This window comes from Pseudomonas sp. UMAB-08, from assembly GCF_900095225.1.
GTDB lineage: Bacteria > Pseudomonadota > Gammaproteobacteria > Pseudomonadales > Pseudomonadaceae > Aquipseudomonas.
Genome location: NZ_LT607415.1, coordinates 105339 through 123250, shown reverse-complemented (window position 1 = coordinate 123250; position 17912 = coordinate 105339). Strand labels below are relative to the sequence as shown.

Genomic DNA, 17912 nt, shown 5'->3' with positions numbered 1-17912 from the left:
CCCTCTTGCAGATATAAACTGATCACTCAGGCAAGTTTCTTGCACGCACTGGCTCATGGAAAAACGCTAAAAACCAGGCTTACAAAACGATTTAAGAGTTGTATACAATCGAGCCATCGCGGTGGCGCCGGCCTGGATTGCCCTGACAACCGCCGCCACTGACAACACGCACATAGGGAAGACTGCTGTGAGTGCTGACTACCCACGGGACCTGATCGGATACGGCAACAACCCGCCCCATCCTCACTGGCCGGGAAATGCCCGCATCGCGCTGTCTTTCGTGCTCAATTACGAAGAAGGCGGCGAGCGCAATATTCTGCACGGCGATAAAGAATCCGAATCGTTCCTGTCAGAAATGGTGTCAGCCCAACCGCTGCAGGGCGAGCGCAACATGAGCATGGAATCGCTCTACGAATACGGCAGCCGTGCCGGCGTGTGGCGCGTGCTCAAGTTGTTCAAAGCATTCGATATCCCGCTGACAGTCTTCGCCGTGGCCATGGCCGCACAGCGTTACCCGGAAGTGATCCGCGCCATGGTCGCGGCCGGTCACGAAATCTGCAGCCACGGTTATCGCTGGATCGATTACCAGTACATGGATGAGGCCCAGGAGCGCGAACACATACTCAAGGCGATTCACATCCTCACCGAGATTACCGGTGAACGCCCGCTGGGCTGGTACACCGGCCGTACCGGGCCCAATACGCGCCGTTTGGTGATGGAGGAAGGTGGATTTCTCTACGACTCCGATACCTATGACGACGACCTGCCCTACTGGGAACCGAACACCCCCGCCGGCAAGCCGCACCTGGTGATCCCGTACACCCTGGACACCAACGACATGCGCTTCACCCAGGCGCAGGGCTTCAACAATGGCGAGCAGTTTTTCCAGTACCTCAAGGATGCGTTCGACGTGCTGTACGCCGAAGGAGCCGAGGCGCCAAAAATGCTCTCCATCGGCCTGCACTGTCGGCTGATCGGGCGCCCGGCGCGACTGGCAGCGCTCAAGCGTTTTATCGAATACGCCAAGGGCCACGAGCAGGTCTGGTTCAGCCGGCGCGTCGATATCGCCCGGCACTGGTACACCGAACATCCTTATCAGAATACTGGGAACACGCCATGAGCCGCTTTCAGACACTGACGCCATCGTCTCTGAGCCGCGAAGCGTTCGTCGCCGCCTTCGCTGACATCTACGAACATTCACCGTGGATAGCCGAGCAGGCCTACGACTTGGGCCAGGGCTCAGACCTGGACCAGATCGAGACCTTGCATGCCCGTATGAGCAACATCCTGTTGAGCGCTGATCATGCCCGGCAACTGGCCGTGGTCAACGCTCACCCGGACCTTGCTGGCAAAGCCGCCGTGCAGGGCCAACTGACTGAAGCCAGCACGCATGAGCAAGCGGGCGCCGGTATCCACCAATGCTCGGCCGAAGAGTTTCAGCGCTTCACCGAGCTGAATAGCGCCTACAAGGCCAGGTTCGCGTTCCCCTTCATCATGGCGGTGAAAGGCAGTGACCGGCATCAGATCCTCGCCGCTTTCGAAACGCGCATTCATAACCCGGTGGACACCGAGTTTGCCTGCGCGCTGGCGGAAATCAACAAGATCGCGATGTTCCGTTTGCAGCACTTATAGTCGCCCTATCCCACGCCAATTTTTCCAAAGGCAGACAAGAACAATGAAAGCTTACGCCGCACCGTTCGAGAAGTTCGTCAACCTGGCCGACGCCCGTCTGGGCACCAAAATCATCTCGGTCACCGATGACTGGTTCGCGGACGCCAACCGCCTGTTCCAGCCGACCCCGGCCGTCTGGAAAGAGGGCGTGTTCGATGACAACGGCAAGTGGATGGACGGCTGGGAGTCACGCCGCAAGCGCTTCGAAGGTTATGACAGCGCCGTGATCCGCCTGGGTGTGCCCGGCTCGATCAAGGGCGTGGACATCGACACCTCATTTTTCACCGGTAACTTTCCACCCTCAGCCTCGCTGGAAGCGTGCTTCCTGACCACCGGCGAACCGGACGAAAACACCCCGTGGACTGAAGTGCTGTCGGCCGTCGAGCTGCAAGGCAACAGCCACCACTTCCACGAGATCAGCAATGATCAAGCGTTCAGCCACTTACGCTTCAACATCTACCCGGACGGCGGCGTGGCACGTCTGCGGGTGTACGGTGTTCCGTTCCGTGATTGGTCGGCCGTGAGTGACAACGAACAACTCGACCTCGCTGCCGCCCTCAATGGTGGCCGCGCACTGGCCTGCTCCGACGAGCATTACGGGCGCATGAGCAATATCCTGAACCCGGGCCGCGGGATCAACATGGGCGACGGCTGGGAAACCGCGCGTCGACGCACGCCGGGCAATGACTGGGTGATCGTCGCCTTGGGCCATGCCGGCGAAATTGAAAAAGTCATCGTCGACACCCTGCACTTCAAGGGCAACTACCCGGACACGTGTTCGATTCAGGCCGCGTTCGTCAAAGGCGGGACGGACAGCCAGATCGAAACCCAGAGTTTGTTCTGGCGCGAACTGCTGCCAGCCCAGAAGCTGGAAATGCACGCCGAACATACATTCGCCGAACAGATAAAAGCCTTGGGCCCGATCACCCATATCCGCCTGAATGTGTTCCCGGATGGGGGCGTGAGTCGGTTGCGGGTGTTGGGTAAAGTAGCGAAGTAATACTGTAGGAGCGCGCTTGCCCGCGATGGACCGCAAAGCGGTCCAAAAAATGCTGAGCACCGTTCTACTGTCAGAATCGAACTCGCTGATTTTGCGACTGCTATGGTCGAGCACGACTCCGAAGCGATCGCGGGCAAGAACTAGGCGTCCCCCGCGCTCCTACAACAATACTTTCAGAGACAGAAATAGCATGCGCACACTAGTGATCGAGCCCCTGACCAAAGAAGCGTTCGCCCCCTTCGGTGATGTGATTGAAACCGATGGCAGCGCGCACTTCATGATCAACAATGGCTCGACCATGCGTTTCCATCGTCTGGCCGAGGTTGAAACCGCCACGCCGGATGACAAGGCGATCATCAGCATCTTCCGCGCCGAGGCGTTGCAGATGCCAATGACCGTGCGCATGCTGGAGCGGCATCCGCTGGGCAGTCAGGCGTTCATACCGCTGCTCGGCAACCCCTTTCTGATCGTGGTCGCGCCACGGGGCGATGTACCTGAATCGGAGTGGGTCCGCGCCTTCATCAGTAATGGCAGGCAGGGCATTAATTACCATCGCGGCGTTTGGCACCACCCGGTGCTGACGATCGAAAAGCGGGATGATTTCCTGGTGGTTGATCGCAGTGGAACTGGCAATAACTGCGATGAGCATTTTTTTAATGAGGACCAGTGTCTGTTCCTCGACCCCCACCAACAAGAAAGGTCTGAACACCCGTAAGGGGTGACAGGCAAGAGGTCAACACTGTGGAAGCACATTTGATGGAATGGCTGAACCTGAGCGTGCGCTGGGTTCATATGATTACCGGCGTGGCCTGGATCGGGGCGTCGTTCTATTTCGTCTGGCTGGAAAACAACCTCAACCGGATCAACCCGCGTGACGGGCTGGCCGGCGATTTGTGGGCCATTCATGGTGGCGGCATCTACCACCTGGAAAAATACAAACTCGCTCCGCCGACCATGCCCGATAACCTGCACTGGTTCAAATGGGAAGCCTATTCCACCTGGATGTCCGGCGTAGCGCTGATGGGCGTGGTGTTTTACGCCAACCCGACGCTTTATTTACTTGCCCCTGGCAGCAGTCTTTCGGGCGTCGAAGGCATCGCCATCGGGATCGGTTCGCTGATCGCTGGCTGGTTCATCTACGACGTGCTGTGCGACTCGCCACTGGGCAAGCGCCCCGCCCTGCTCGGCCTGATCCTGTTCGTGCTGCTGATTGGTGCCGCGTTCGGTTTCAGTAAAGTGTTCAGCGGTCGCGGCGCGTACCTGCATGTGGGTGCGATCATCGGCACGATCATGGTCGGCAACGTGTTCCGCATCATCATGCCCGCCCAGCGCGCATTGGTGGCCGCCATCGCTGATGGCCGCACGCCGGATCCCAGCCTGCCCGCCAAAGGTTTACTGCGCTCCCGGCACAACAACTACTTCACCCTGCCCGTGCTGTTCATCATGATCAGCAACCACTTCCCGAGCACTTACGGCAGTCAATACAACTGGCTGATCCTGGCCGGAATCGCGGTACTGGCGGTCCTGGTTCGCCACTACTTCAATACCCGCCACAACAGCCACGCATTCGCCTGGACCCTGCCCGTTGCCGCGCTGGGCATGATCTGCCTGGCGTATGTCACTGGCCCTGCGCAAATGTCGACTGACGCGGCATCCGCAGCACGCGCCAGCGGTGTCGATTTCAACAAGGTCCACAGCGTGATTCAGGAACGCTGCGCGGTGTGCCATTCGGCCAAGCCGACCAGCCCGCTGTTCAGCACGGCGCCCGCCGGCGTGATGCTCGATACCCCGCAACAAATCCAGCAACTGGCACCGCGCATCCAGGCCCAGGCCGTCATATCGCAGATCATGCCGCTGGGCAATATCACCCAGATGACCCAACAGGAACGTGACCTGATCGGCGCATGGATCGACAAGGGTGCGCAGACCCACTGATCGATTGATCCAAGGCACTTGAGCCGCGACCTGTGCCCGCACCGGGCAATCTTGAGCCTGCCGCAAAACCGGTGCTACCATGCGCAACCGCTGGCACAGGCAAGGAAAACTCTGGTTCATGAGCAGCATTCGCGAGCGTAACAAAGAACTGATCCTGCGCGCAGCCAGTGAAGAGTTCGCCGACAAGGGTTTCGCAGCCAGCAAGACCAGCGATATCGCGGCCAAGGCCGGGCTGCCAAAACCTAACGTCTACTACTACTTCAAATCCAAGGACAACCTCTACCGCGAGGTGCTCGAAAGCATCATCGAGCCGATCCTCCAGGCATCGACGCCATTCAATCGCGACGGCGTGCCGGCTGAGGTGCTGAGTGGCTACATTCGCTCGAAAATCCGCATATCCCGCGACTTGCCGTTCGCCTCGAAGGTGTTCGCCAGCGAGATCATGCACGGCGCACCGCACTTGACTGCCGAGCAAGTCGAACAGCTCAACAGCCAAGCCCGACACAACATCGACTGCATTCAGTCCTGGATCGACAGCGGTCAGATCGCACCGCTCGACCCGCACCATTTGATGTTCACCCTCTGGGCCGCGACCCAGACCTACGCCGATTTCGACTGGCAGATTTCCACCGTCACTGGCAAAGCCAAACTCGACGACAGCGACTACGAAGCCGCCGCGCAGACCATCATCCGGTTGGTGCTCAAAGGGTGTGAGCTCGATAAGTGACACTGCGGCTGATACATAACCTGTAAGAGATCCCGCTCTGCCGTCGACACCGCGCAGGCGATACTTTGTGCATGCCCTGCCCACCTTGACCGCACCGTTTATCCTCGCCTGCCGGTTGGTTCAAGCCAACGCCCGCCTGTTGTATCAGTCAGCGTTCGATCATCAGTTGCGCTGATGACCGGAAAGCTCCTAGGCTCTGCGCATACTCAATTCGGAAATAACCCATGGACAACAACAAAGGCTGGCGGGAACAGCTGCGCATCATCATTTTCCAGACCGATACGGTCGCGGGCCGACGCTTCGACAAAACCTTGCTGCTGATCATTCTGAGCAGCCTGGTCGTGGTGATCATCGACAGCATCGAAAGCATTCATCGCGACTATGCTGGTCTACTGGCGTATCTCGAATGGGGTTTCACTCTGGTATTCGCCATTGAATACGGTCTGCGCCTGTACTGCTCGCCCAAACCGTTGCGCTATGCCTTCAGCTTTTATGGCTTGGTCGACCTGCTGGCGATTGTGCCTGGCGCGCTCTCGCTGTATTACAGCGACGCTCAATACCTGCTAATCATTCGTATCATTCGGATGTTACGGATCTTCCGGGTGCTCAAGCTCGGTCATTACCTCAAGCAGGCCAACTACCTGCTCGCGGCGCTGCGTGGCAGCAAGCAGAAGATCATCGTTTTCCTGGCCACCGTCTCTACGCTGGTCATTGTTTTCGGCACGCTGATGTATGTGATCGAAGGCCCGAAAAACGGGTTCACCAGTATCCCCATCGGGATCTACTGGGCCATTGTCACGCTGACGACAGTAGGCTTCGGCGACATTGTGCCCAAGACACCGCTGGGGCAAATGTTGTCGTCGCTGGTGATGATCACCGGTTACTCCATCATCGCGGTGCCCACCGGGATCTTCACTGCCGAACTGGCCAACGCCATGCGGGGCGAACAACTGGAACACAAATGTCCGGTCTGCGCGAAGAACGACCACCAGCCCAGTGCGGCGTTTTGCGCGCGGTGTGGCAACGCCTTGTTTCCCAAAGATGAGAACAAAGCATAAGCAAATTGCTTTTGAGTATTTAAATGACTATAGCCACCCGGCTATAGTCGCCAGCAATGAGCCACTCGCCCCATCAGCAGCCTCACCCACACCTCCAATAAGGAATGCGCAGTGAACAAATTTTTTGGCGCCTCACTTCTGGCCGCAGGCCTGGCCTTCGGCAGCGTGGCCCAAGCCGCCCCGACCCTGCTCAACGTTTCCTATGATGTGATGCGCGACTTCTACAAAGACTACAACAGCGCGTTCCAGAAGCACTGGCAAGCCGAACACAATGAGAACGTCGCCCTTCAAATGTCCTTCGGCGGCTCAAGCAAACAGGCCCGCTCCGTCATCGATGGCCTGCCGGCTGACGTCATCACCATGAACATGGCCACCGACATCAACGCGCTGGCCGACAACGGTGGTCTGGTGCCGAAAGACTGGGTCGCTCGCCTGCCGAACAACAGCGCGCCGTTCACCTCAGCCACGGTTTTCATCGTGCGCAAAGGCAACCCTAAAGCCCTGAAAGACTGGCCAGACCTGGTCAAGGATGGCGTTCAGGTGATCGTACCCAACCCGAAAACCTCGGGTAACGGTCGCTACACTTACCTGTCGGCGTGGGGTTACACCCTGAAGAATGGCGGTGATGAAGCGGCCGCGAAAAAGTTCGTCGGCCAGTTGTTCAGCAATGTGCCTGTACTCGACACCGGCGGCCGTGGTGCCACGACCACCTTCATGACCAACCAGATTGGTGATGTGCTGGTGACCTTCGAAAACGAAGCCGAAATGATCGCCCGGGAATTTGGTCGGGATCAGTTCGAAGTGGTCTACCCAAGCGTTTCAGCCGAAGCCGAGCCACCTGTGACCGTGGTCGATAAAGTCGTCGACAAGAAAGGCAGCCGTGCCCTTGCCGAGGAATACCTGAAATACCTGTGGTCCCCGGAAGGCCAGGAAATCGCAGCCGCCAACTACCTGCGCCCACGTGACCCGGCCATATTGGCCAAATACAACGACCGCTTCCCTAAAGTCGACTTCCTCTCGGTAGAGAAAACCTTCGGCGACTGGCGCACCGTGCAAAAAACCCACTTCAGTGACGGTGGTATTTTCGACCAGATTTACACGGTGAAATAAGCCCCACCGCATAAATAAAAACGGCGACCATGGGTCGCCGTTTTTATTTAATTATCAGAAGACGTTATGTTTGCGGGCAGTATTCAATCCACGTAGGAACTACGTTTACACCCTCCGTTTAATACTGGCAATAACCTGCATGACTTCTTTCATAGGCCGTCGCAACGTAATGAGCTCAACCCCCTCATCACTTAGAAGCAACAGAGTATGAAATCCAGTCTCCACCTGCCTGACCTGCAAAACAACATCAACTGTGCCCCCCACGCGATATACCGTAACGTTCGCATTGCAATCCAGTTTCAGGAGTGAGCGCTGAAGCTGCACCTCATCCTGTTCTGCAGCATTAAGGTTATTCGTGGGTAAGATGCCGTATATCAAACGATACAAATCCACCACGCTGACGGGACGCGATGTGAACCTGCCGAGTTGATCGCTCCATGGCTCCGGATCTACATGCTGCTGTCCTATATAATCCCGATTCGGATAACTTGCCATAAACCCATCACCACTCAACAGCACGTCAGGTTGACTGGGCAAATTAAACTGATACTTTGAGAAATAGACAGGCGTATGGGCACCTTTATGATAAGGCAGGTATACCGTGCCTGGTATTACATAGTCGCAGGACTCAGCCGAAGCATGAGACGCAGCCATTACCATCAGCGTTACCGCGATCCAATATTTCACTGCATTCCCCAATCGCAAGCGAGCGTACGGAAGTATATTTCTGTCAAACAAATAACTGGCAATAATTTCCTATATAGGTAGTTTCAAGTACAGAAGAAAAATGTAGGAAAAGACTGAAAATATTGTAATAAAAAACGGCGACCCCAGGGTCGCCGTTTTTTATTACGCCTACTCAATGACCGTACTGACGCCCCAACCCCGGCGGCACGCCATTGGCATCTGTCGCCTGCCATGGCCCGTTACGCCCGGTAGACCAACTCCAGCCGTTGTTCCAGTGGTAGTAAGTGCGCTGACGGTAGAAGGTATCGGCTTCGTCATCCAGTACATGCACACCGAGGCGTGCATCCCAGTGGCTGTTGCCACCCGGTGGTGGAGCGAAGTGGGCGGAGGTTTTTGGGCCTGTGGCGGGCGCCGGACGCTGGGGAGACGTCTGCGGCGCAGTGTGCGGCTTGCCGGATTGCGGTTTGCCCTGTTGCGGTTTGCTGGGCAGTGTCGGTATCGGTTCGCTGCTTTGTGGTCCCGTGGGGTGCTGGACGGCACACGCACTCAAGCCAAGGACAAGACTCAATAAGGTGATGCGTGCGACAGCGGTCATGGGACGTTCTCTCTACTGATCTGGACTGTCGATGGTCAATGCTTGCTGGGCCGTGGTGCTGCTGGCCAGCGGCTTGCTGCGACCGATCCACTCACCCTTGGTCGCCTGACCGGCACGGGACACCCGCGCAACCAGTTGGACTTCCGGGAAGTTCGACAGTTTCAGTTGCGGCATCATTGCATCGGCATCAGCCAATTCTACTTCGGCTGGCAGGTCCGCCACGGTCAGGCGCTTGACGGCCAACGGCATCGGTGGGCCTGAGGTAGCGCGAGCGAAGATGAACACACTGTCACTCGGCTGGACGCTGGCTTTGACTTCTGCCGTCAGATCGACACGAACCTTGAGCAGCCCGGCAACCTTGTTATCGGCCGCAGGAGCACTCGCGGCTTTTGCGACAACTGTCGGTGTCACGGCCACTTTGCCACCGCTCGCCACCAACCTGTCACCGGCACGCGAAATACCGCCTTCGAGCGCAGAGCGGGAAGGATCTTCGGCAGGCAGTACGGCCAACAGACGCTTCCAGTAGTCGATGGATTGCTGATAACGCTCGCCTTCAAACGCTGCGATACCCAACAGCCCCAGGCTGGTGACTTCGTTAGGATCAGCTTTGAGTGCTTCATCGGTCAGGGCCTGAATCTGCGCCGACCATTGCTTGTTGCCCGCGAAATACAGCGCCTGAGCCCACTGTCCGAGCAGCTCCGGCTGACGTCCTGCCAACCCCACGGCACGTTCGAACATGTTCGCCGCATCGGCTGGACGCTCCTGAGCCATGTAGGTGCGAGCGAGGAAGTACATGCCTTCGGCCGAATCCGGCTGGGCTTTTACCGCGCGTTCCAGGCGGTTGGACATTTGATCCAGTGACGTCGGGGCCTGGGCAAACTCGCGGGTCAGTTCGACCTTGTCGCTGGCACCGAAATGCAGGTACAGCGCCAAACCCAGTACCGGCACCAGCAACGCAGCCAGCAACGGCAAGGGCTTGCCCAAGCGTGAGGTGCGTGGGATATCGGCGCCTTCGGTGTCAGCCAGCAGTTCACGAGCGGCCTCGGCACGGCCACTGTCCATCTGCGCCGAAGAGAGCACACCCTCATCCTGCTCACCTTGCAGCTCGGCCAGGCGTTCCTGATACAGGGCAACGTTAAGCGCGGTACGATCCTCTTCGCTTTGCGCACGACGGCCGCGCAGAACAGGGATCAACAAGAAACTCAGGGCCACCAGCAACAGCAGGCCGGCAGCTAGCCAGAAATCAATCATTCGTGTTTTTTATCCAACAGTTGGTCGAGGCGCTGACGCTCCTCGTCAGAAAGAACGTCCGCACCCTCGGCACGCTTGCCGCGCCGACGCATCACGATCACACCCATCACCAGCACGCCACCCATCAGCAAGATCCCGGGACCGAACCAGAGCAACCAGGTGCTTGAATTGAGCGCCGGTTTGTAGCGCACAAAGTCACCGTAGCGATCGACCATGAAGTCGATGATCTGCTGATTGCTCTGGCCTTCGCCCAGCATGCGGTAGATCTCTTTGCGCAGGTCAGCGGCAATCGGCGCGTTGGAGTCGGCGATGTCCTGATTCTGGCATTTAGGGCAGCGCAGCTCTTTGGTCAATTCGCTGTAACGGGCGCGTTCGGCTTCATCACGAAACTCGTAGGCATCAATGGCGGCCTGCGCCACATTAGCCAGCCCGACACTTAAAACAGCCGCTGCAAACCAACGCTTCATGGTTTGGCCTCATCGACCAAGCCTTGATACAGCCCGGCCAGCTTTTCACGCCAGACGGTCTCGTCGATCACGCCGACGTACTTGTGGCGAATCACGCCCTTGCTGTCGATCAGGAAGGTTTCCGGTGCGCCGTACACGCCCAGGTTCAAACCAAGGCTGCCAGCGTCATCGCGAATGTTTATCTGATAAGGATTGTGAAACTCCTTCAGCCATTTCAGTGCGTCGGCGTTCACGTCCTTGTAATTGACGCCGTAAATCACCACGCCCTGCCCGGCCAGCTTGTTCAACACCGGGTGTTCAACACGGCAGGATATGCACCAGGTGCCCCAGACGTTGACCAAAGCAGGTTTGCCCAACAAGTCGGCCTGGGTGATGATTTTGCCGGTCTGTACATCCGGCAGCGAGAACGCTGGGAACGGTTTACCGATCATCGCTGAAGGCAGCTCGGCCGGGTCAAGGTACAGCCCCCGGTAGAGAAACGCCGCCATGCCCAAAAACAGCGCAAGCGGCACCAGCAGAATCCAGCGCTTCATACCGCAGCTCCCGACAGGCCCAACGCGTCGCGCACTTTGCTTTTGACCTTGACCCTGTAACGCCTATCCATCGCGGCCAACAGCCCGCCAAAGCCGGTGAACAGGCCGCCGAACCAGATCCAGCGTACAAACGGCTTGACGTGAACCCGTACCGCCCAAGCGCCATCGCCCAGTGATTCGCCAAGGGCAACGTACAGGTCACGGCTGAAACCGGCGTCGATGCCCGCTTCTGTCATCATTGATTGCTGCACGGTGTACAAACGCTTTTCCGGGTGCAAGACGGTGACTTCCTTACCGTTTTCCAGCACACGGACAGTGCCTTTGTCGGAGGTAAAGTTCGGGCCCTGAACATGCTTGGCGCCCTCAAAAACGAACATATAGCCGCCCAGCTCCATCGATTCGCCCGGCGCCATGCGCAGGTCGCGTTCGGCACTGTTCTGGCTGGACAGGACCACACCCAGTGCGCAGATGGCAATGCCGATGTGGGCCACTTGCATGCCCCAATAGCTACGGGTCAAGCCGCGAGCACCTTTGATCAAACCTTTGTGCCGCGTCTTGTCCAGCAGGTCGCGCACGCCCGCCAGCAACACCCAGGCCGCAAGCATGAAGGTCGCCAGCACTGCCCATTGGAAGTCGCCAAGTACGAAGCAGGCAACGATGGCCAATATGGCACTGCCGACCAGCACCGGTGCAAGCATGCTCACCAGCCATTTGACCGGCGTATCTTTCCAGCGCACCACCATGCCGACCGCCATCACAGCCATCAGCAGCGCCATCAACGGCACGAACAACGCGTTAAAGTACGGAGGGCCGACCGACATTTTGGCACCGGTCAGTGCATCGAGTACCAGCGGGTACAGAGTGCCCAGCAGAATCATTGACGCAGCAACCACCAGCACCAGGTTGTTGCCCAGCAACAGTGTTTCACGCGACCACAGGGCAAAACCCACATGGCTTTTGACCACCGGCGCGCGGAAGGCGAACAGCGTCAGCGAGCCGCCGACAACTGTCAGCAAGAAGATCAGGATGAACACGCCACGAGCCGGGTCGGACGCAAATGCATGCACCGAGGTCAGCACACCGGAGCGCACCAGGAAAGTCCCCAGCAGGCTCAGCGAAAACGCAGCAATCGCCAACAGCACGGTCCAGCTTTTGAACACGCCACGCTTTTCCGTAACCGCCAGAGAGTGGATCAACGCAGTGCCCACCAGCCATGGCATGAAGGAAGCGTTTTCCACCGGGTCCCAGAACCACCAGCCGCCCCAGCCAAGTTCGTAATAAGCCCACCAGGAACCGAGGGTGATGCCGATGCCGAGGAATGCCCAGGCAACAATGGTCCATGGTCGCGACCAGCGCGCCCAGGCAGCGTCAAGACGCCCGCCGAGCAAGGCGGCGATGGCGAAGGCAAAGGCCACTGAGAAACCGACATAGCCCATGTACAGCATTGGCGGATGCACGATCAAACCAATGTCTTGCAGCAATGGGTTGAGGTCGCGGCCGTCGGCCGGTATTTGCGGCAGGATGCGCGAGAACGGGTTGGACGTAAGGATCAGGAACAGCAGGAAGCCGACGCTGATCATGCCCATCACCGCCAGTACACGCGCCAGCATCACTTGCGGCAATTGCCGGGAGAAGATCGACACGGCGAAGGTCCAGCCGCCGAGGATCAAGGCCCACAGCAGCAACGAACCTTCGTGAGCGCCCCACACCGCGCTGAACTTGAAATACCAGGGCAAGGCGCTGTTCGAGTTATTGGCTACATAACCGACTGAGAAATCATCGGTCATGAACGAGTAGGTCAGGCAGGCGAAGGAGAATATGAGGAAAGCGAACTGCCCCCAAGCGGCCGGCTGGGCCAGGCTCATCCAAAGGCGATCGCCGCGCCAGGCACCGATCAACGGCACGATTGCCTGCACGATGGCAAAGCACAGCGCCAGAATCATGGCCAGATGGCCGAGTTCGGGAATCATGGTTTCAGCCCTGTTTGGATGGTGTGGTGGACGTCATGGGCGCCGACTGGCCGCTGTCTTTCAGCGCTTTGGTCACTTCCGGCGGCATGTATTTTTCATCGTGTTTGGCGAGTACTTCATCGGCGACAACCACGCCATCGGCGTTGATTTTTCCCAGCGCGACGATGCCCTGCCCTTCACGGAACAAGTCCGGAAGAATGCCGCGATACGTGATGGTCACCGATTTGTTGAAGTCGGTGACGATGAACCTGACATCCAGTGAATCGCCGGAGCGTTGCAGCGATCCTTTCTCGACCATGCCACCTGCACGAATACGGGTGTCATGTGGCGCTTCGCCGTTAGCGATCTGGCTCGGGGTGTAGAACAAGTTGATGTTCTGCTGCAACGCGTTCAAGGCCAGGGTCACGGCAATGCCGACCCCTGCCAGAATCGCGACGATGATCAACAGACGTTTTTTACGCAGCGGATTCACTTCTTATTCTCCCAGCGCAAACGTCGCGCCTCTTGTTGCAGGTAACGCCGACGCGCCAGCACCGGCCACGCCACGTTGAGGGCCAGGACCAACAGGCTGATGCCATAGGCCGACCAGACATATAAACCATGGTGACCCATGGCGAGAAAATCACTGAAGGAGGCAAAACTCACAGCGGGGCTCCTTTGACCGGGACATGGCCCAGGCTTTTCAGAACTTCGGCCTTGACCCAGCTGCTGCGCGCTTCGCGCTTGAGCACTTCAAGGCGCATACGCATCAACAGCACCGCGCCAAAGAAACAGTAGAAGCCCAACACCATGAACAGCAACGGCAGCCACATCTCGGCCGGCATCGCCGGTTTCTCGGTGAGACTGAAGGTCGCGCCCTGATGCAGGGTGTTCCACCACTCCACCGAATATTTGATGATCGGGATGTTGATCACACCCACAATCGCCAACACCGCGCAGGCCTTGGCCGAGCTGTCACGGTTACTGATTGCCTGACCGAGCGCAATAAGACCGAAGTACAGAAAAAGCAGGATCAACATCGACGTTAGTCGCGCATCCCAGACCCACCACGAACCCCAGGTCGGTTTACCCCAAATGGCGCCGGTGACCAGCGCCACAGCGGTCATCCAGGCACCGATGGGCGCAGCGCATTGCAGCGCGACGTCGGCAATCTTCATCTTCCAGACGAGCCCGACCACACCACAGATCGCGAGCATCACATAGCAAGACTGAGCGAGCATGGCCGCAGGGACGTGGATATAGATGATACGGAAGCTATTGCCCTGCTGATAATCAGGCGGCGCAAAGGCCAGCCCCCATACCAGGCCGATGCCGATCAGTAACACGGCGGCGATGCTCAGCCAGGGCAGTATTCGCCCGCTGATGCCATAAAACCATTTAGGTGAGCCCAGTTTGTGGAACCAGGCCCAACTGATGCTGACTTTCATCACGTTGCCTTTCATCACGGTGCATCCAGGGTCTTTACTGATCGCCAGCCGTCGTATGCGGGCGTGATCAGAACCTCAATTATTCGCCGACGCTGATCTTCAGCCCAGCCGCTATTGCAAAAGGTGTCAGGGTCACTGCCAAGGCGGTCAGGCTACCAAGCCAGAGCAGATAACCCGTTGCCGGCATCCCTTGCAGGCTCGCTTGCAACGCGCCACTGCCAAGGATCAATACCGGGATGTACAAGGGTAAAATCAACAACGCCAACAACAGTCCACCGCGTTTCAAGCCTACCGTCAACGCCGCGCCCACTGCACCCAGCAGGCTCAATACCGGCGTGCCCAGCAGCAGCGAAATCAGCAACACCGGGACACATTCACCGGGCAGACCCAGCATCAGCGCCAGCAACGGTGCCAACAATACCAGCGCCAACCCGGAAAACGCCCAGTGTGCCAGTACCTTAGCCAGAACTAGAAGAGCCAGGGGGTGCGACGAAAGGACCCACTGCTCCAGAGAACCGTCTTCAAAATCACTGCGAAACAGCCCGTCAAGCGAGAGCAGGACTGACAATAACGCCGCCACCCAGACCAATCCCGGTGACAAGGTTTGCAACAATTGAGTCTCCGGGCCAACGGCTAGCGGAAACATGGCGATCACAATGGCGAAAAACACCAGCGGGTTGGCTAATTCCGCCGGACGGCGAAATAGCAGACGCGCTTCACGGGCGACCAACAGGGTAAAAACGTGACTCATACGGCCCAATGCCCCAGATCAAGGTCCCGATAGCCGGCAGGAATCCGGGTCAACGTGTGGTGGGTGGTCAACACGACCATTCCACCCTGCTCGCAATGTTTGGCCAAATGTTCTTCAAGTTGGGCCACACCTTGTTTGTCGAGGGCTGTAAAGGGCTCATCCAGAACCCACAACGGTGGTCCTGCCAGATACAGACGCGCCAATGCCACTCGTCGTTGCTGCCCGGCCGATAAGGTGTGACACGGCACATCCTCAAAACCGCGCAGGCCAACTGATTCCAGCGCCTGCAAGATCGCATCGCGCTCGGCGGGACGGTGCAAGGCACAGAGCCAGGTCAGGTTTTCTTCCGGGGTCAGCAGGTCCTTGATGCCTGCGGCATGACCTATCCAGAGCAGATTGCGTGCCAGCTCGGTTCGTTGCTGCGCCAGAGGCTGACCGTTGAGCCGGACTTCCCCTGAGGTGGGCTGCATCAAACCGGCCAACAACCGCAGCAGACTGGTCTTGCCGCTGCCGTTCGGGCCACTGATTTGCAGCATGTCACCGGCGGCCAGACGCAATTCGAGATTCTCGAAGAGCATCCGCCAGTCACGCTCGCAAGCAAGCGCCACGGCTTCTAGAAGAGGGCTGGGCATGGCTGACCTTTTCTTTTGATCAAGAGCTGAGCGGTTCAAGTCGGCTAAACAGCAGCCGTTATACTGATGACGATTAAATGAACATCCAGCCTGAAACCGTGGATCGCAGAGATTCTTATGCGCGCCACCGTAGACGGGGCGGCATTATACATGTCATGTCCTGATACCAAGAGGGCAATTTCGACAGGTTGTAACCAATGACAGGCGACATCAGCAGCCTTGCACCGCTTGCCCCGACCGCCGTTCTGGTGAAAGCGGGCATCACGCCGAATGAAATTCTCAAATTGATACAACCTGTGGACGGTTTGCTGGCCGCTGGCGAGTCAGTCAAGGCCGAAGTCGTGAACCTGAAACCGGTCGATCAGGCGTTTCAAGTGCTGATGCGGCTGACGCTGGACGGTGGCCGCCAAGCATTGGTAGAGGCCATCAGCCAGCAGCCTCTACCCGCCGGCGCCAACCTGATCGTCACCCAGCCAACGCCGAGCAGCCTGGCAATCACTGTGCAGCAAAGCTTGAGCGCCGCCGTCGCCAGCCTGACGAGTATCGACACCAAACAATTACCGGTTGGCACCTTGTTACAGGGCACCGTAATGAGCAGCCAGGCGCTTGCGCAAAGCGCTGGCCAACCGGCGCTGTATCGGAACGTAATCAGCTTGCTCAACACCCTGCTGGCCGGTGCCAGCCTGACAGTGGACAGCCCGAAGCCGTTGACCGTCGGCAGCCTGCTCAGTGCGCAAGTCCAGGGGACGCAGGCGCTGAACTTCGTCCCACTGAGTGGTCGGCTCGACCAGTTGGCAGTTGCGCAACAACTGAGCGTTCAGCAAAGCCGCCAAGGTTCGCTGGACGGGCTGATCAAAGCGCTGCAAACCGTCCAGCAAGACGGCGATCTGCCACCAAACCTGCGTGCCAGCATCGAGACCCTGCTGGACGACCTGCCGGATATCCGTCAACTCGCAGACCCAAAAGCGCTCGCGCAGGCGTTGAACGGCAGCGGACTGTTCCTTGAAGCCAAATTACTCAGTGGTCAGAACCCCGCCGCAGCCCCGGACTTGAAGGCCAACCTGATGCGCCTGATAGCGCAAATTCTTCCCGGTCTGCCCGGCAACAGTAATTACGACGCAGCTGCAGCCGCCAATACCTTGGCTCGCGTCATGCCCAGCATGATCCGTAGCGCCTTGGGCACGCTGGGCCTGGTCAGTCCTCGCGCGCAACCGAGTAGCTTCCCCCTGCCCACGCGCAACATGAATGGGGAACGCGGCGAAGACCTGGAGACCCTGCTCAAACTTGCCGCCGCCGCCGTGTCGCGCCTGCAAAGCCATCAACTGTCAGGCCTGGAGCAGACCCGCACGACCGCCGACGGAACTCAATTGACCACCTGGCAGTTGGAAATACCCATGCGCAACCTGCAGGACATCGTGCCTTTGCAGGTCAAATTGCAGCGTGAAGAAACGCCGGACAAGGACGAGCCAGCCGACAAGGACGACAATACCGTCAAGCCTGCGAAGGAAAAACTGTGGCGGGTTGAACTGGCGTTTGATCTTGAGCCACTGGGGCCATTACAGGTCCAGGCACAATTGATCAGAGGCAGCCTGTCCAGTCAGCTATGGGCCGAACGCGCTGAAAGCGCGAACCTGATTGCCCGAGAACTGGACCACCTGCGCGAGCGCTTGATCGCATCAGGTCTGACCGTGGGCGAACTGGCGTGCCGTCAGGGCACGCCGCCACAAGGGCCGCGCACCGCCCTGGAACAACGCTGGATCGACGAGACCGCCTGATGACCCCTCCCGAACACACTCCGCGCCAGGCAATCGCCCTCAGCTACGACGGACAACACGCCCCGACGCTTACCGCCAAAGGCAATGACCAACTGGCCGAGGCGATCCTGGCCATCGCCCGGGAATATGACGTGCCTATCTATGAGAATGCCGAGCTCGTCAAATTACTGGCTCGCATGGAGCTGGGCGACAGCATTCCCGAGGCCCTGTACCGCACCATCGCCGAAATCATTGCGTTCGCCTGGCACCTCAAAGGCAAATTTCCCGAAGGGCAGGATCCAGATGCACCGCCCGTGGAAAGAGATATAACGCCGACTGCCTGA

General features: G+C 58.3%; 21 protein-coding genes. 10 read left to right on the top strand and 11 right to left on the bottom strand.

Annotated elements, in window-relative coordinates; all coding sequences use genetic code 11:
* Positions 1-187: 187 nt before the first annotated feature.
* The 8 genes from puuE to K0F75_RS03620 all read left to right on the top strand — a co-directional run bounded on the left by puuE (position 188) and on the right by K0F75_RS03620 (position 7501).
* Positions 188-1120 (top strand): allantoinase PuuE, encoded by a 933-nt coding sequence (gene puuE, locus K0F75_RS03655; protein WP_219060488.1) that lies wholly within the window; start codon positions 188-190, stop codon positions 1118-1120.
* Complete coding sequence (gene uraD, locus K0F75_RS03650; RefSeq protein ID WP_219060487.1) at positions 1117-1632, top strand: 2-oxo-4-hydroxy-4-carboxy-5-ureidoimidazoline decarboxylase; 516 nt, start codon at positions 1117-1119, stop codon at positions 1630-1632. The genes puuE and uraD overlap by 4 nt, the downstream gene beginning before the upstream one ends.
* 43 nt (positions 1633-1675) lie before the next feature.
* Complete coding sequence (alc, locus tag K0F75_RS03645) at positions 1676-2671, top strand: allantoicase (RefSeq protein ID WP_219060486.1); 996 nt, start codon at positions 1676-1678, stop codon at positions 2669-2671.
* Between the two features lie 190 nt (positions 2672-2861).
* On the top strand, positions 2862-3386 hold the full coding sequence (locus K0F75_RS03640) for an ureidoglycolate lyase (protein ID WP_219060485.1): 525 nt from the start codon (positions 2862-2864) through the stop codon (positions 3384-3386).
* A 26-nt stretch (positions 3387-3412) separates the two neighbouring features.
* Positions 3413-4606, top strand: coding sequence for a urate hydroxylase PuuD (locus K0F75_RS03635; protein WP_219060484.1), 1194 nt, complete (start codon positions 3413-3415; stop codon positions 4604-4606).
* Positions 4607-4724: 118 nt separating this feature from the next.
* Entirely contained in the window at positions 4725-5333 is a 609-nt protein-coding gene (locus K0F75_RS03630; RefSeq protein WP_219060483.1) for a TetR/AcrR family transcriptional regulator, read from the top strand.
* A gap of 224 nt (positions 5334-5557) precedes the next feature.
* Positions 5558-6391 carry an ion transporter gene (locus K0F75_RS03625; RefSeq protein WP_219060482.1) on the top strand — a complete coding sequence of 278 codons (834 nt, stop codon included), beginning with the start codon at positions 5558-5560 and terminating at the stop codon, positions 6389-6391.
* A gap of 111 nt (positions 6392-6502) precedes the next feature.
* A complete protein-coding gene (locus tag K0F75_RS03620) occupies positions 6503-7501 on the top strand; it encodes a sulfate ABC transporter substrate-binding protein (protein WP_219060481.1) in 999 nt (332 codons plus the stop codon).
* A 105-nt stretch (positions 7502-7606) separates the two neighbouring features.
* On the opposite strand, the gene K0F75_RS03615 is transcribed toward K0F75_RS03620, so the two are convergent.
* The 11 genes from K0F75_RS03615 to ccmA form a co-directional block, all read right to left on the bottom strand.
* Positions 7607-8188, bottom strand: a complete 582-nt coding sequence (locus tag K0F75_RS03615; RefSeq protein ID WP_219060480.1) for a hypothetical protein — start codon at positions 8186-8188, stop codon at positions 7607-7609.
* A 172-nt stretch (positions 8189-8360) separates the two neighbouring features.
* Positions 8361-8783, bottom strand: a complete 423-nt coding sequence (locus K0F75_RS03610) for a hypothetical protein (RefSeq protein WP_219060479.1) — start codon at positions 8781-8783, stop codon at positions 8361-8363.
* Positions 8784-8795: 12 nt separating this feature from the next.
* Positions 8796-10034: a c-type cytochrome biogenesis protein CcmI gene (gene ccmI, locus K0F75_RS03605; protein ID WP_219060478.1), complete on the bottom strand. Its 1239-nt coding sequence runs from the start codon at positions 10032-10034 to the stop codon at positions 8796-8798.
* Positions 10031-10501 carry a cytochrome c-type biogenesis protein gene (locus K0F75_RS03600; protein ID WP_219060477.1) on the bottom strand — a complete coding sequence of 157 codons (471 nt, stop codon included), beginning with the start codon at positions 10499-10501 and terminating at the stop codon, positions 10031-10033. Before K0F75_RS03600 ends, ccmI begins: the two co-directional genes overlap by 4 nt.
* Entirely contained in the window at positions 10498-11034 is a 537-nt protein-coding gene (locus tag K0F75_RS03595) for a DsbE family thiol:disulfide interchange protein (RefSeq protein ID WP_219060476.1), read from the bottom strand. The genes K0F75_RS03600 and K0F75_RS03595 overlap by 4 nt, the downstream gene beginning before the upstream one ends.
* Positions 11031-13004, bottom strand: a complete 1974-nt coding sequence (locus K0F75_RS03590) for a heme lyase CcmF/NrfE family subunit (RefSeq protein WP_219060475.1) — start codon at positions 13002-13004, stop codon at positions 11031-11033. Before K0F75_RS03590 ends, K0F75_RS03595 begins: the two co-directional genes overlap by 4 nt.
* Before the next feature lie 4 nt (positions 13005-13008).
* A complete protein-coding gene (gene ccmE, locus K0F75_RS03585; protein ID WP_219060474.1) occupies positions 13009-13476 on the bottom strand; it encodes a cytochrome c maturation protein CcmE in 468 nt (155 codons plus the stop codon).
* Entirely contained in the window at positions 13473-13649 is a 177-nt protein-coding gene (ccmD, locus tag K0F75_RS03580) for a heme exporter protein CcmD (protein ID WP_219060473.1), read from the bottom strand. The genes ccmE and ccmD overlap by 4 nt, the downstream gene beginning before the upstream one ends.
* Positions 13646-14431, bottom strand: coding sequence for a heme ABC transporter permease (locus K0F75_RS03575; protein WP_219060846.1), 786 nt, complete (start codon positions 14429-14431; stop codon positions 13646-13648). Before K0F75_RS03575 ends, ccmD begins: the two co-directional genes overlap by 4 nt.
* 79 nt (positions 14432-14510) lie before the next feature.
* Positions 14511-15182: a heme exporter protein CcmB gene (gene ccmB / locus K0F75_RS03570; RefSeq protein WP_219060472.1), complete on the bottom strand. Its 672-nt coding sequence runs from the start codon at positions 15180-15182 to the stop codon at positions 14511-14513.
* Positions 15179-15814 carry a cytochrome c biogenesis heme-transporting ATPase CcmA gene (gene ccmA / locus K0F75_RS03565; protein WP_219060471.1) on the bottom strand — a complete coding sequence of 212 codons (636 nt, stop codon included), beginning with the start codon at positions 15812-15814 and terminating at the stop codon, positions 15179-15181. Before ccmA ends, ccmB begins: the two co-directional genes overlap by 4 nt.
* 197 nt (positions 15815-16011) lie before the next feature.
* Here ccmA and K0F75_RS03560 point away from each other — a divergent pair, with 197 nt between their 5' ends.
* Both K0F75_RS03560 and K0F75_RS03555 read left to right on the top strand, forming a co-directional pair.
* Complete coding sequence (locus tag K0F75_RS03560) at positions 16012-17589, top strand: flagellar hook-length control protein FliK (RefSeq protein WP_219060470.1); 1578 nt, start codon at positions 16012-16014, stop codon at positions 17587-17589.
* Positions 17589-17912 carry an EscU/YscU/HrcU family type III secretion system export apparatus switch protein gene (locus tag K0F75_RS03555; RefSeq protein ID WP_219060469.1) on the top strand — a complete coding sequence of 108 codons (324 nt, stop codon included), beginning with the start codon at positions 17589-17591 and terminating at the stop codon, positions 17910-17912. The genes K0F75_RS03560 and K0F75_RS03555 overlap by 1 nt, the downstream gene beginning before the upstream one ends.

What these genes read in the sequence shown, in the direction of transcription:
- uraD (WP_219060487.1), top strand. Translation starts at nt 1,117, where the DNA reads ATGAGCCGCTTTCAGACACTGACGCCATCGTCTCTGAGCCGCGAAGCG.
- alc (WP_219060486.1), top strand. Translation starts at nt 1,676, where the DNA reads ATGAAAGCTTACGCCGCACCGTTCGAGAAGTTCGTCAACCTGGCCGAC.
- K0F75_RS03640 (WP_219060485.1), top strand. Translation starts at nt 2,862, where the DNA reads ATGCGCACACTAGTGATCGAGCCCCTGACCAAAGAAGCGTTCGCCCCC.
- K0F75_RS03630 (WP_219060483.1), top strand. Translation starts at nt 4,725, where the DNA reads ATGAGCAGCATTCGCGAGCGTAACAAAGAACTGATCCTGCGCGCAGCC.
- K0F75_RS03625 (WP_219060482.1), top strand. Translation starts at nt 5,558, where the DNA reads ATGGACAACAACAAAGGCTGGCGGGAACAGCTGCGCATCATCATTTTC.
- K0F75_RS03610 (WP_219060479.1), bottom strand. Translation starts at nt 8,783, where the DNA reads ATGACCGCTGTCGCACGCATCACCTTATTGAGTCTTGTCCTTGGCTTG.
- ccmI (WP_219060478.1), bottom strand. Translation starts at nt 10,034, where the DNA reads ATGATTGATTTCTGGCTAGCTGCCGGCCTGCTGTTGCTGGTGGCCCTG.
- K0F75_RS03600 (WP_219060477.1), bottom strand. Translation starts at nt 10,501, where the DNA reads ATGAAGCGTTGGTTTGCAGCGGCTGTTTTAAGTGTCGGGCTGGCTAAT.
- K0F75_RS03595 (WP_219060476.1), bottom strand. Translation starts at nt 11,034, where the DNA reads ATGAAGCGCTGGATTCTGCTGGTGCCGCTTGCGCTGTTTTTGGGCATG.
- K0F75_RS03590 (WP_219060475.1), bottom strand. Translation starts at nt 13,004, where the DNA reads ATGATTCCCGAACTCGGCCATCTGGCCATGATTCTGGCGCTGTGCTTT.
- K0F75_RS03575 (WP_219060846.1), bottom strand. Translation starts at nt 14,431, where the DNA reads ATGAAAGTCAGCATCAGTTGGGCCTGGTTCCACAAACTGGGCTCACCT.
- ccmB (WP_219060472.1), bottom strand. Translation starts at nt 15,182, where the DNA reads ATGAGTCACGTTTTTACCCTGTTGGTCGCCCGTGAAGCGCGTCTGCTA.
- ccmA (WP_219060471.1), bottom strand. Translation starts at nt 15,814, where the DNA reads ATGCCCAGCCCTCTTCTAGAAGCCGTGGCGCTTGCTTGCGAGCGTGAC.
- K0F75_RS03560 (WP_219060470.1), top strand. Translation starts at nt 16,012, where the DNA reads ATGACAGGCGACATCAGCAGCCTTGCACCGCTTGCCCCGACCGCCGTT.
- K0F75_RS03555 (WP_219060469.1), top strand. Translation starts at nt 17,589, where the DNA reads ATGACCCCTCCCGAACACACTCCGCGCCAGGCAATCGCCCTCAGCTAC.